This window comes from Kribbella sp. NPDC004138 (genome assembly GCF_053603655.1).
Genome location: NZ_JBSGFZ010000019.1, coordinates 133,754 through 146,825 on the forward strand (window position 1 = coordinate 133,754; position 13,072 = coordinate 146,825).

Annotated in this window: 8 protein-coding genes; 6 read left to right on the forward strand and 2 right to left on the reverse strand. The window is 70.1% G+C overall.

The features are described from left to right. The first annotated feature begins 1 nt into the window (after position 1). The 3 genes from ACWEOO_RS26145 (at position 2) to ACWEOO_RS26155 (ending at position 7,004) form a co-directional block, all read left to right on the forward strand. Complete coding sequence (locus tag ACWEOO_RS26145; protein WP_452145253.1) at positions 2 to 5,836, forward strand: FAD-dependent oxidoreductase; 5,835 nt, start codon at positions 2 to 4, stop codon at positions 5,834 to 5,836. A 9-nt stretch (positions 5,837 to 5,845) separates the two neighbouring features. After that, a complete protein-coding gene (locus ACWEOO_RS26150; protein ID WP_452145254.1) occupies positions 5,846 to 6,118 on the forward strand; it encodes a hypothetical protein in 273 nt (90 codons plus the stop codon). A gap of 181 nt (positions 6,119 to 6,299) precedes the next feature. Further along, entirely contained in the window at positions 6,300 to 7,004 is a 705-nt protein-coding gene (locus tag ACWEOO_RS26155) for a response regulator transcription factor (protein WP_452145255.1), read from the forward strand. A 49-nt stretch (positions 7,005 to 7,053) separates the two neighbouring features. Here ACWEOO_RS26155 and ACWEOO_RS26160 read toward each other — a convergent pair whose 3' ends face one another. Continuing rightward, entirely contained in the window at positions 7,054 to 8,181 is a 1,128-nt protein-coding gene (locus ACWEOO_RS26160) for a Glu/Leu/Phe/Val family dehydrogenase (protein ID WP_452145256.1), read from the reverse strand. 72 nt (positions 8,182 to 8,253) lie between these two features. Continuing rightward, entirely contained in the window at positions 8,254 to 9,015 is a 762-nt protein-coding gene (locus ACWEOO_RS26165; RefSeq protein ID WP_452145257.1) for a hypothetical protein, read from the reverse strand. 181 nt (positions 9,016 to 9,196) lie between these two features. Between ACWEOO_RS26165 and ACWEOO_RS26170 the strand changes: the two genes are divergently transcribed. From ACWEOO_RS26170 to ACWEOO_RS26180, 3 genes are read left to right on the forward strand one after another with little or no spacing between them, the layout of a single operon-like run. After that, positions 9,197 to 10,252 carry a BtrH N-terminal domain-containing protein gene (locus tag ACWEOO_RS26170; protein WP_452145258.1) on the forward strand — a complete coding sequence of 352 codons (1,056 nt, stop codon included), beginning with the start codon at positions 9,197 to 9,199 and terminating at the stop codon, positions 10,250 to 10,252. An 11-nt stretch (positions 10,253 to 10,263) separates the two neighbouring features. Next, the gene (locus ACWEOO_RS26175; protein ID WP_452145259.1) at positions 10,264 to 12,222 is read left to right on the forward strand and encodes a neutral/alkaline non-lysosomal ceramidase N-terminal domain-containing protein; all 1,959 of its coding nucleotides are present in this window, start codon (positions 10,264 to 10,266) and stop codon (positions 12,220 to 12,222) included. Beyond that, a complete protein-coding gene (locus tag ACWEOO_RS26180) occupies positions 12,185 to 13,072 on the forward strand; it encodes a 2-oxo acid dehydrogenase subunit E2 (protein ID WP_452145260.1) in 888 nt (295 codons plus the stop codon). The genes ACWEOO_RS26175 and ACWEOO_RS26180 overlap by 38 nt, the downstream gene beginning before the upstream one ends.

The following is a 13,072-nucleotide window of genomic DNA, read 5'->3' on the forward strand; positions in this document are numbered from 1 at the left end:
GATGGATCCCGCGCTCCAGCAGTTGGCCCGCGCGGGCGAGCCGGACGACGAGATCGCGGTCATCGTCCGGCTCCGGCGACCGGGTGACACCCCGGGGCGCTGCCGGGTGGTCAGCCGGTTCGGTGACGTCGTCACCGTCCGGGTGCCGCGAGGTCTCATCCAGGAACTCCGCGCGGATCCGGCGGTCGTCAGCGTCAAGGCGCCACATCTCTATACGCCGGACGTCGAGCCCCTCGCTGATGTCGACGAACTGACAGCTCCACGGGACGATCGGCCCACCGATCTCGGAGCGACCGGGCGAGGCGTCGCGCTCGGGCTGGTCGACTGGGGCCTGGACATCACCCATCCCGATTTCCGCAACGACGACGGCACGACCCGCCTGCTGGCGCTGTGGGATCAGAGCCCGGCCGTGAGCAGCCCGCCCTCGAAGTACGGCTACGGCTGCGTGCTGGACGCGGCAGCGATCAATCGGGCGTTGGAGACCGACGATCCGCTGCGGGAGCTCGGGTACGACCCTGCCGACTTCGACGCCGGTCCGGGAGCCCACGGGACCCATACCGCGAGCATCGCGGCCGGGAACGGCCGCGCCGGCGGGCCGCTCGGGACGGCGCCCGACTGCGATCTCATCTTCGTCAACCTCGGCCGGCGCCCGGGCACGGCCGACGGGCCACTCGGCGACTCCGTCGAGCTCCTCGAGGCGCTCGACTTCATCGTGGCCGCGGCCGGGACCCGTCCGTGCGTCGTCAACCTCAGCCTCGGGCGGCACGCCGGCGAACACACCGGACACTCGCTGGTCGAGCTCGCGATGGACCAGCTCGTCTCGTCGACGACGGGCGTCGCGATCGTCGGCAGCGCCGGCAACTACTTCCGCCGCCGTACCCACGCCGCGTGGCAGCTGCGTCCGGGCTCGGTACGCCGCGTGCGCATCGAAGCCGATCCCGCGGACCGCAGTGTCAACCAGGTCGATATCTGGTACCCCGGGCGTGACCGCCTACGGGTCGAGCTCACGTCGTCCGGCAGCCCCACGATCTCGGTACCGCTCGGTGTCGATCGCGCCGTGACGATCAGCGGCCGGGAGGCTGCCCGGATCTACCATCGCGCCTGCGACCCCAACAACGGCGACAACCAGATCGGCATCTACCTCGATCCCGCCGTCGCGACCGGCTGGGAGATCACCCTCACAGGTCTGGACGTGGTGGACGGACGCGTTCATGCCTGGATCGAGCGCGATGCGCGGTGCCGTGACTGTCAAGCGCACTTCAGCGATCGCCAGGTCAATCCCCGCACAACGCTCGGCACCATCTGCAACGGGTTCCACACGATCGCCGTCGGCGCGTACGACGGTCACTCGGACGACCGGCAACTCGGCGCTTTCAGCAGTTCGGGACCGACCCGGGACGGTCGGCAGAAGCCGGATCTGGTCGCACCCGGCGTCCTCGTCCTCGGCGCGCGGTCGCGCCCCGCGACCGGCGACGCCCCGAAGTACGTGCGGATGAGCGGAACCAGCATGGCAGCGCCGGCCGTCGCCGGGACGATCGCCCTGCTGTACGAGGCCGCCGGCCGCCGGCTGGAGATCGAGGACGTTCGCCGCGCACTGCTGTCGACCTGCGACCCGCCGGCTCCTGGCGCCGACCTGCGGCGCCTTGGCAATGGATACCTGAATCCCGCCCGCGCACTCGAAGCGGTGCGCGATCTCCAGTCCGTGGAGGAAACCGTGTCCGAACCGCCGACCGATGTCACCACCGAACCGCTACCGGACGTCGACCTGCGGACGGCGGAGTCCGCCGCGGAAGCAGTCCGGTCCGGCTGCCTGCCCGGCACCCGGGTCGCCGTCGTCGGAGCCGGCCTCGCCGGCCTGATGACGGCCTGGACGCTCGAGACCGGGGGCACCAGGGTCACCGTGTTCGAGGCGAGCGGCCGACTGGGCGGCCGGGTCCGTACCGATCCGACCGTGACGACAGGCAAGATCGCCGAGTCGGGCGCCGAACTGATCGGCGAGAATCACCCGACCTGGATCCAGCTCGCCCGGCGCTTCGGTCTCCAGCTCGAGAAGATCAGTATGGAAGAGGACTACCGCCGGCGCGGGCTCAAGGTTCGGATCCGTCTCGGCACGACGGATCTGACCGATGCGCAACTGGCTGTGGCCGAGCGCGAGCTGCTCCGGGTCCGCACTCTCATCGCCAAGGACGCCGCTGCCGTCGATCCCCTACGGCCGTGGATCTCACCGAACGCGGCCGCCCTGGACGGAAAGTCTCTGGGGCAGCGTCTGGGTGAGAACGACCTCTTCGGATCGGCCTCCAGCGACGCACGGCGGCTCTTCGAATTCATCGCCGACAACGATCAGTGCGCCCCCGTCGGGCGACAGAGCTACTTGGGCTACCTGGCGGCCGTCCGGGCCCACATGCTGCCGGGCGATCCGCTCGCCTACTGGACCCGCATCGAGACCCATCGCTGCAAGGGCGGTAACGAACAGCTCGCGCACCACCTCGCCAAGACCTTGCGCGACGTGCGGCTGAACACCCCGGTGAACTCGATCGAGATCGGATCGGAATCGGTTCGGGTCGGCTTCGGCACGGCCGGGAAATCTGAGGAGTTCGACTTCGTCGTTCTCACCGCCCCACCGAAGGTCTGGCCGCGGATCCTCGCCGGCACGCCGTTCCGCGCCGCCGACTACACCATCAGCCACGGACCCGCCGTCAAGTTCCTCAGCGGTGTCGCCCGTCCGTTCTGGGAGGACGCTCATCTCGCCCCGAGCGCGTTGTGGGACCGCCTGGGCAGTGTCTGGGAGGGCACGGACCACCAGACCACCGGGCCGGCGGCCTGCCTGTCGGTGTATTCGGGCGGGTCGTACGTCCTCGACGCACAGCGCTACCAGGAGCGGCTGGAGCAGTTCTACCCCGGGTACGCTGCTCAGCACCCGAAGACGCTCTTCGCCGACTGGCCCTCCGAGCCCTGGATCCGGACCGGCTATTCCATTCCAGCTCCCGGCGAGGTCACCACGATCGCGCCGAGGCTCGCCAAACCGTTCCAGGGCAGACTGTTCTTCGCCGGCGAGCAGGCCTCGCCGGGTTTCTACGGCTACATGGAAGGCGCGCTGACGTCCGGGGTCCTGGCGGCCTACCGGATCGTCGACGCGGCGCTCGCCGCGTGTCGCGCGAGCAGCGCCACCGAAGCCGCGGCCGACCTGGACTCCCTCCCACTGGAGGCCCTCGACGACGTCCTGATCGGCCGCGCGGCGCGAGTGCCGAGCCGCGGCTCCTGGACCGCCCAGGTCCTCGGCAGCAGCGTGCCCGCCGGCTCGGCACTGTCCGCGGCAGCTCTCTTCGACTTCTTCGTGAACGGCACCGAGCCTGCCGAGCTCCGCCGGTCCCTCAAGGTGCTCGCGATGCCCGGCGGACGGCTGCCGACCCTCAGATCCGGCGACCTGCTCGTCAGCCGCGGCCGCGGCAGTCCGTTCGGCCAAGTCGCAGTGATCGTCTCCGGCGACGTACGGCATCGAGGCGAGCTCCTGCCGGCCGGCTACCGCGCGGACTGTCGCGTACCCGGTCTGTACACCCATGTTCTCGATCCCGCGCCACACCCGTGGTCGCATCGCTACGCGCGCCGGGTGGCCGACCAGCAGGGCGTCGTACCGGGTCATCTGCTGGTGCTCCGCCCCACGGAAGCCGATCCTCCGACAGAAACTGTGAAAGGACCCTGTCCCGACGTACCGGTCCCGCCCGCCCGCCGCCCGACCGTGCTACGCAACGGTTCCCAACACTCGGCAGTCCGGGAGATCCAGCGCAAACTCAACGCCTTCCACGCCTACCGACTCGCAGCCGGCCTGACGGGCCTCGCCGACGCGCCACTCGAGGAGGACTGCCAGTACGGCGTGCAGACCCGATCGGCCGTCGAATCCTTCCAGCGCCTGGTCTTTCCGGCAGCTCCCAAGGAAGCCGACGGTGAGGTCGGGTCCCGGACCTGGGCACAACTCGACGCGATCGTCATCGGACCGACCGGGGCCGCCCAGGTCACTGTCGAGGATCTCTGGTTCGCCGGTCCGGGAAGACCGGGCACTCCCCTGCGCTGGGACGAGGTACTCGGCGTGGACACCTCCGCGGTCGAGGCGGTCGCCGTGGCCTCCGGGCTGCCTGCCGCGGTCATGCCCACGGACCTGACGGTGGAATTCACCACGCGCCCGGCGAATCGCGAGCCGGGTCCCGGCACGAGGTCCACGCCGGGATCCTGGACGATCGCCGCTGAAGGTCCGGACCCGGCCAACCCGGCCCGGACGCGGTACCGTGGCGGCCGCACGCTCACCTCTCTCGGCGCGTTCCTCGCCGTCGAAGCCCCTGTCGCCGAGGTAGCCACCGTCGCACGTCCCGGCGGTACCAGCGACGTTTCCTTCCGCTCCGCGCTCGGCGCCACAGCCCGTGGCATCGCCACCCAGCCGCGCTCCCTCGGTCTCTCGACCGGGGACGAATCCCGCGAGGTACCCGACGCGACGAGCCTCTTCCGGGCAGGCGGCGTCGAGACGATCGAACTGGCCGTGAAGGGCCGCCCGAACTGGCGCACAGCGCGAACAGTCCGCCGCCTGGTGCGCAATCCGGCCGACGTCTTCTACTACACCGGCCATGGACTCTCGTCGAGCGGAATGCTCGCCATCGAGAGCACCGGAGCCGCGTGCGGTGCACCGGGCACCTACAGCAACTGGCTCGGCCCCGCTGACCTCGTGGCTGCCTGGCCGGCGAGCATGGACCTCGACGTACTGATTCTCGCCGGATGCTCGGTGCTGCGAATCGATCGTTCGACCTCGCCGCCGAGCGGACCCGGCATCGCGTGGACCCGCCTGCTGAACTCGCGGGGCGGACCGCTCGTCGCCTTGCTCGGATACCAGGGCAAGGCGCCCTGCGACAGCCCCGTCGGAGACCGGATCGCCGCGGACATGGCGGCACGGCTGAAGAGTGGATCCACCGACCACGTCCGCGACTGGCTGACAGTGAACGGCGACCACAACGCGAACAACGCGGTCGCGATCGACAGCCGCGGGTACTGGACGATCGAAACGACCTGGACGGGCGGATACTCCATCCGTGGGCCGTTCTCCCTGTCCGGGAGCGCGGGCGGAGGTACCGAGAGCACTGCCGAGTGGATCGAATCGCCGCCGGACGTCTCGCTCGCGGAGGTGAAGCTTCCGGCACGGATCGGAGCACAAGCCGCCCAGGCCTGGGAGGCGCTGGCTCCGATCGCGGCCAGAGCGGCCGCAGCCTGTCCAGGTGGGCTGAAGAATCTCGGCACCCTCCTCGTCGTCCACGACGCCGAGACCAAGATCGACCTGCGCGACTACGGCGGCTACACCAACGCCGATGCCTGGATCCTCGTCCACACCGTCAGCGATTTGATCGAAGCTGTCCGGTCGTACGTCGGAACGTGCGGCTACCTGACCGGAATCCATATCGAGGCGCACGGTGGCTGGGCAGGAAGTGGCGGCTTCCGGCTCGGCAACGACACCGACGGCGATGGACACGTCGAGCCCGGCGAGGCCAACGACATGGTCTCCACCAGCAGTCAGGCGACGAAATTCGGCACCATTCTCAGGAACGCGCTCGGCGCCGGCAACTCGTACCTGGCGATCGCCGCCTGCTCGTCGTCCGGGCCAGGCGATATCTTCGTCAAGGCCGTACAGGCTGCCACCGGCGGCATCGTGATCGGAGCTGTCGGTACCTGCACCTCAGGCGGCAACTGGTGGAGCAAGGCGTGGTGGGAGGCCGACCTCGGCCGCAGCCAGGTCAACCGCGACGGATCCATCAAGCTCGACGGCACCGACGAGGGCCGCGGCATCTGGCGACCGTTCTGAGGAGAAGACATGCCCGAATCACTGTCCGCCCTGCGCCTGCGACTCGTTGGCCAGACCAAGGAAGCGGTCCAGACGATGCTCGGCAGGCCGGCGACGATCGATTACTGGACCACGCCGCAGCCGCCGCAGAACGCCAGCGCCGCGATGCTGGAGGAGTTCCGGAGCCGGACCCTCGACGAGATCTGGATCTATCCGGCCGGTCGCGTCCATTTCAGTCTGGCGGGACGCGTCGCGAAGGTCGATGACAAGGCGGCCCGGTACTTCCCGCCGAACCTGGTCTGAGACACCGCATCCGCTCCGATCATGGATCGAAAGATCCGGTTCGTCCGGGTTTGGGCCTCCCCGGACACGGTCGTGATGTTGCACGCTGTAGGTGGGGCAACTCGCCAGGTTTCGGTCCCCGTCCCGCGGCTCCTCGCGGACCACGCCTGCGATGCTGCGGACGTACGGTGTGGAGGGGGCCATGGCACGCGCATTGCTGGATCTGCCGGACGCTGACCGCGGACCGATGCGACGACCGCGCGCCGAGAAACCTCTGGTCGTCTCCATCATCGGTCCGGTACGGATCCACCGGGAGAATCTCGCGGCGGCCCTGGGACAGGTCGCCGGTATCGACGTGATCGGCACCGCTTCGTCCATGGAGGAAGCCCTGACCCGCTGTGGCGACGGACGACCGGACATCATCCTCGTGGACGTCTCCGCACCGCCCGGGGCCCGGATCGTTTCCACGCTCGCGAACGGCTACCCGGGAGCACACCTGGTCGCCCTCGCCGCACCGGAGGACGACGAGTCGATCATCGCGTGCGCCGCGGCCGGCGTCGCAGGCTTCGTCGCCCGGGAGGGAACACTCCGCGACATCGTCTCGACCGCCCGGGCCGTCGCCCGCGGCGACTCGGCCTGTCCCCCGACCGTCACGGCCGCCCTGCTCCGGCGTGTCGGATCCCTCGGTCCACAGGCCGGCGACCAGCCGGGCGCCTCCCAACTGACCTCGAGGGAACGGCAGATCCTGTCGCTGATCGACGAGGGCCTGTCCAACCGCGAGATCGGCGGCCGCCTGTGCATCGAGGTCAGCACCGTCAAGAACCACGTCCACAACATCCTCGCCAAACTGGGCGCGCGCCGCCGCTCCGAAGCTGCCGCCAAAGCCCGGACCCGCCAAGTTCGTTGACCGCTTGAAGATGTCGAGGGTTTCGGTGCGGATTCGTCGTGTGACGCGGTCAGAACGTACGACGGTAGGCCGTGGCGGCCTGGAGTCGTTCCTGCGCCATCGTGCGCGCGGCGGTGCGCGGGGCCTCGCCTGACTCGGTGCGGGCGAGCCATTCGGTCATGGCGGCGCGCAGCCGCTCCGCGATGTCGGCGAAAGCCTGCGCAGCGGTCAGACCGCGGGACTCGGCGGCGGCACAGATCACGCCGCCGGCGTTCGCGATGATGTCCGGAACCACCAGGACGTTGCGCGCGGCGAACATCTGCTCGGCCTCGAGCGTGGCGGGGATGTTGGCTCCCTCGAGGACGATCGAGGCCCGGACCTGGGCGGCGGTGGCCCGGTTCAGGACATCGGGTTGCGCGGCCGGAATCAGTACGTCGCAGGGCACGCCGAGCAACTCGTCGCGGATCATCGGCGTACCGCCGGGGAACTGGTTCAGCGGTCGCTCGTGCTGGAAGTCGACCAGCTTCGCGATGTCCAGCCCGTCCGGATTGGTCACCGCCCCCTCGATGTCGGACACCGCGACGACGCGGGCTCCCCGCTCGTGCAGCTGCAACGCCACCGACCGGCCGACCGCGCCGAAGCCCTGGACCGCGATCCGGGCGCCGTCGATCTCCAGCCTGCCGGACGTCTCGAGTGCCTCGGCGCAGATCGCGAGGCCGTACCCGGTGGCCCCCAGGGTGTCGAGCGGGATGCCGCCGATCGCCGCCGGGCGACCGACGGATCGCCCGATCTCGTCGTAGACCCACGCCATCGCGGTCTCGTCCGTCCCCATGTCCGGGCCGGGCCAGTAGTCGGTCAGATCGGCGATCCGCACCGCGAACGTGCGGATGAGCGCCTCCTTGGTCCGGACGTCCAGCCACGGCGGCGCGGCGATACCCGCCTTCGCGCCGCCGTGCGGCAGTCCGACCGCCGCGCACTTCAGCGTCATCCCGCGCGCCAGCCGGATCACCTCACCGGGTGTCACCTCCGGCCGCATCCGGACGCCGCCGATCGCCGGTCCGAGCGTCACGTTGTCCACGGCAACCACCGCCCGGAATTCCCCCGGCAGGCGGAAGATCGTCACCGACCGCGGCCCGAGCTCGTCGCCGCCCCAGTCCGGCCAGGCACCGCTCACCACGTGCTGCACCAACTCCGTCATACCTTCACCGTCCGGCCGGCCATCGCCACCGGCCAGGGCCCAAAGTCCCGGGAATCGGGAGTATCACGCCGGTCAGTGCAGGGCGCCTGCGTCGATCACGAGGGCGGACGGAGGGGCTGTCGGCGGCGGTACCCGGTCGTAGTCGGTGAAGGCGAGGCCGGTGCCTGCACCGGAACTCGTTCCCCGAACGGGGCGGGCGGTGACCTGGTCGATCCACAGCACCGAGCCGTCGTCGCCCATCAAGCCGATGCAGTTGACCCCGTCGACGACCCGCGGTCCGGTCTTCTTCGCGGTCCCCGGAGTCTCCAGCTGCGTGACGAAGGCCTTCATGTTCGCCAGGTCGGAGAAGTCGCCGAACCGCTTGTCCCCGGCGGTCGTCTTCAGCCACTTGCCACGGAACATGGCGGCGTACGCCGCTCCTTGCCGGGCGTCCGTGGCGCTCGCCTTCCAGAAGGCGTCGTCGCCCTGGAAGTAGGCCGTGCGCCCGATCACGATGACCGTCAGCCGCCCGCCGGAGAAGCCGATCGTGGACCTTCCGGCGGTCCGGGTCAGCGCCAGGTCCATCGTCGTCGGCTTCCCGTCCTCGGAGGTGACGCTGCCCTTCACCCGGACGCTGCCGGCAGCGGCCAGGGCAGCCTTGGCACGGGCGAGGATCGCCGCGGCCGGCAGCTTGCCCACACCGGTGACGTACGGCGTGCTCGGCGTCGCCGCACCGGCCGACGCCGTGGTGGACGCTGCCGGGGGCGCGGATGCCTTCCCACCGCCACCACAGCCGGCCGTGACGAGGGCTGCGAGGATCGTCGTGGCCGCGAGGACCGTGCGGATTCTGGACATGCGCTTCTCCCTCCGCTCACTTCCACGCTCGGCACCGCCCCCCGGAGCAGCCAGGGGCGAAAGTCCCGAACCTGGCCGGGCGCGGCGGCCTGCCGCACACGACAGGACCTTCGGCCCTGTGCCCGACGAGCCCGCCGGACCAGGCTGGATCGCGGCAACCGGGTGATCGGGAGGTACTGAGATGACGACCACGGTCAGTGGGCCGGGCAGGTTCAAGCCTTTCGCGGGTTTCGGCAGCTATCCGACGCACCACTGTGTCACCGGGTCGTTGAAACACGTGTACGACTTCCACGGCTACCCGATCAGCGAGGAGTTGCTGTTCGGGCTCGGGGCGGGCCTCGGGTTCGTGTACTTCCACTTCAAGGGCACCGATCCGTTCTTCGGCGGCCGCGCCAACAACGCGAGCCCGCGGGAGGAGGGCCTGGAGAAGACGGCGGGTCGCCGTACCGGCGTCGCGGTCACGTCCCGCTCCACGTCCAGCACCACCGTCGCGCAGGCCGAGCTCCGCAAGGTCCTGGAGGCCGGCGAGCCCGCGCTGCTGTACGTCGACATGGGATTCCTGCCGTACTTCGACCTCCCGCCGGACTATCACTTCGGCGGCCATGTCGTCGTGGCGGCAGGCTACGATCCGCCGACCGGACGGGTACTGATCGCGGATCGGGACCGGGAACTTCATCCGGTCGACTGGGACGTCCTCGAAGCGGCACGCGGGTCGAGGTTCCGCCCGTTCCCGCCGCGGCACACCTGGTACACCTTCGACTTCGCCGGCGCGCGCGAGCCGGACGCGGACGACATCCGGGCGGCCATCGACCAGGTGTGCGACGGCATGCTGACGCCGCCGATCGCCAACCTCGGCGTCCGCGGGATCCGCAAAGCTCTCCAGGAGACGCTGCGGTGGCCCGACGTCCTCGACGCCGCCGCGCTGCGACGTACCTGCTTCGAGACCGCACTGTTCATCGACCCCCGCGGCGGCACCGGAGGCGGCATCTTCCGGTACATGTACGCGCGGTTCCTCGGCGAGGCGACCGTCATCACGGGTGAGTCCCGGCTGGACGAGCTCGGCAGCGAGCTCAACGCGATCGGCGACCTGTGGGAAGGCGTCGCAGCCACCTTCGCCGCGGCCGCCGAACTCGACGATCCGGCAGACCTCCTGGAACCGGCCACGACCCCGCTGCACGAGATCGCCGACCGCGAGCAGCTCGTCTGGCAGAGCCTCAAGGCGCTGGTGACCGGTTAGGTGGCCCGCTGATGTTCCTGTGTGGTCGCGGGATCGCGGACATCACCGGCGAAGCGGCGGACACCGGCATGCTCGGGTACGGCAAGTCCCGGCAACGCAGTGACGGGATCCACCTGCGGTTGCGATCCCGCGCGTTCGTGATCGCGGACCCCGCGAGCGGACGACGGGTGCTGCTGGTCGTGAACGACCTGCCGATGGTGTTCGACAACGTCTGCCGGGCTGTGCTCGACCGGCTGCGGCACGAGTACGGGACGCTGTACACCGAGCACAACACCATGATCACCGCCACGCACACGCACAGCGGTCCCGGCGGCTATTCGCACCATCGGCTGTACCACTCGAATACCGGCGGCTTCCGCCCGAAGACGTTCGACGCGATCGTCGACGGGATGACCGAGGCCGTCGTCCGGGCGCACGGCGACCTGTCCCCCGCCGCGCTCACGCTCTCCCACGGCGAGCTCCGGGACGCGAGCGCCAACCGGTCGAAAGTGGCCTTCGACAACAATCCGGCGGCCGACCGGCAGTGGTTCCCGGACGGCGTCGACCCACAGACCACCCTGCTGCGGATCGAGCGCGCCGGGAGACCGCTCGGAGCGATCAACTGGTTCGGGGTGCACAACACCAGCATGACCAACGCGAACACGTTGATCAGCGGCGACAACAAGGGCTACGCCGCCTATCACTGGGAACGCCTGGTGGCCGGTGTCGACTACCTGGATCGCCGACCGGACGACTTCGTGGCGGCGTTCGCGCAGACCAACGCCGGCGATCTCACACCGAACCTCGACCTGCGGCCCGGTCAGGGCCCGAGCTCCGACGAGACGGAGAACACGCGAATCATCGGCCTGCGCCAGTACGAAGCCGCCGCCCGGCTCATGACGGCGCCGGGATCCGTCCTGGACGGAGGTGTCGACCACCGGCTGACCCACGTGGATCTGGGCGCGGCCGTGGTCCGCCCGGAGTTCACCGGCGACGGCCGCGAGCACCGGACGGGCGCTCCGGTCGGCGGCGCCGCCGCACTGGCGGGCAGCCAGGAGGACGGCCCAGCCTTCCGCGGCTTCCACGAGGGCCGGAACCCGTTGTGGGACACGGTGTCGCGAACGCTCTACCGCCGCAATCCGCGCCTCCGCGACGTCCAGGCGCCCAAGGCACTCGTGGTCGGCGGCCTCCGGGGGCACTACGTCGCACGGAACGCGCTGATCCAGTTGCTGCGCATCGGTCAGCTGTATCTGCTCGGCATCCCGGCCGAGGTCACGGTCGTCGCCGGCCTGCGGCTGCGCCGTACAGTCGCCTCGATCGTCGGCGCGGAGCTCGCCGACGTGCTGGTCGTCGGCTACAGCAACGGCTACCTGCACTACGTCACGACGCCGGAGGAGTACGACACCCAGCAGTACGAAGGCGGCAGCACCCTTTTCGGCCGGTGGACGCTGCCCGCACTGCAACAGGTGGCCGGACAGCTCGCCGAGGCCATGCGGGACGGCCGCCCGGTCCGCTACGGCGACGAAGGGCCGGACCTGACCGGACAGGAACGACTCGCGCGGCCACAGATCCCGTACGACCGTACGCCGGCTGACCACGCGTTCGGCGACGTGGTGGTGGAGCCCCGGCGCCGATACCGGCCCGGTGACCTGGTCACCGCGATCTTCGTGGCGGCGTACCCGAACAACGACTTGCGGCGCAACGGCACCTACCTGGAGGTCCAGCGCCGCATCGCCGACGGCTGGGAGACCGTGGCCGACGACGGCGACTGGTCCACGACGTTCCGCTGGCGCCGGACCCGGACCGCACAGCTCGCCGTCGTGACCTGGACCGTACCCGCCGACGCCGCCGGCGAGTACCGCATCCGGCACCACGGAAAGGCACACCAGCAGGTACTTCGGCCCTACTCGGGGACCTCGCGGCTGTTCACCATCGGGAGCGAGGGAGGACGCCATGCGGAGCAGACTGCATCCCGGAGCGCGACGCCGTGACGGCCGGCTCGTCACCGACGTTCCCGACGAGCGGGCGATCATGCCGTTCATCATGCGCCGCCGGACCGAGTCGACCGTGTACTTCGAGCAGCTCGTCGACATCGCCGCCGCGCAGGACTGGATCCAGCGGTGGAACGCGGCCGGCGGACCACACCTGAGCCTGTTCGTCCTGGTGCTGCACGAGGTCGCCGGCATGCTGCACGCCCGGCCGCGGATGAACCGCTTCGTGGCCGGCCGCCGGCTGTACCAGCGCGACGGCGTCCACCTGTCGTTCGGCGCCATCAAGGAGTTCGCGGACAACGCGCCGCTGGAGATGATCAAGCGCCGGTTCGAGCCGGACGAGAGCCTGGCGGCGGTGATCAACGACCTCGACGGCGCGGTCCGCGACGCCCGGACGTCCGGCGTCGCCGAGGTCGACAAGGAAATGCGACTTTTCCTCTCGTTGCCGGTGCCGGTGCTCGACCTCGCCGTCTCGGTGTTCCACTGGCTGGACGCGCGTGGCGTACTTCCGTCCGCCCTGACCCGGTCGGATCCGATGTACTCGTCGGCCTTCGTGTCGAATCTGGGCAGCCTCAAGACCGACGCCGCCTACCACCACTTGTACGAGCACGGCAACTGCCCGCTGTTCCTGGTCGTCGGCCGGGTCCGTCCGACACCCGTCGTCCACGACGGGCAGATCCGGATCCGGCCGATCCTCCCGCTGCGGTGGACGTTCGACGAGCGGATCGAGGACGGTCTGTACGCCGCTCGGTCGGCCGAGCTGCTGCGTCGCCGCCTGGAGGATCCCCTCGATCACCTGGGCGTGCCGGAGGACGCCGTACGCCGTGACCTCGCCGCGGAGGCGCTGTGA

Coding starts and splice junctions, on each gene's coding strand:
- ACWEOO_RS26150 (WP_452145254.1), top strand. CDS start 5,846: ATGCCCGAATCACTGTCCGCCCTGCGCCTGCGACTCGTTGGCCAGACC.
- ACWEOO_RS26160 (WP_452145256.1), bottom strand. CDS start 8,181: ATGACGGAGTTGGTGCAGCACGTGGTGAGCGGTGCCTGGCCGGACTGG.
- ACWEOO_RS26145 (WP_452145253.1), top strand. CDS start 2: ATGGATCCCGCGCTCCAGCAGTTGGCCCGCGCGGGCGAGCCGGACGAC.
- ACWEOO_RS26165 (WP_452145257.1), bottom strand. CDS start 9,015: ATGTCCAGAATCCGCACGGTCCTCGCGGCCACGACGATCCTCGCAGCC.
- ACWEOO_RS26175 (WP_452145259.1), top strand. CDS start 10,264: ATGTTCCTGTGTGGTCGCGGGATCGCGGACATCACCGGCGAAGCGGCG.
- ACWEOO_RS26180 (WP_452145260.1), top strand. CDS start 12,185: ATGCGGAGCAGACTGCATCCCGGAGCGCGACGCCGTGACGGCCGGCTC.
- ACWEOO_RS26155 (WP_452145255.1), top strand. CDS start 6,300: ATGGCACGCGCATTGCTGGATCTGCCGGACGCTGACCGCGGACCGATG.
- ACWEOO_RS26170 (WP_452145258.1), top strand. CDS start 9,197: ATGACGACCACGGTCAGTGGGCCGGGCAGGTTCAAGCCTTTCGCGGGT.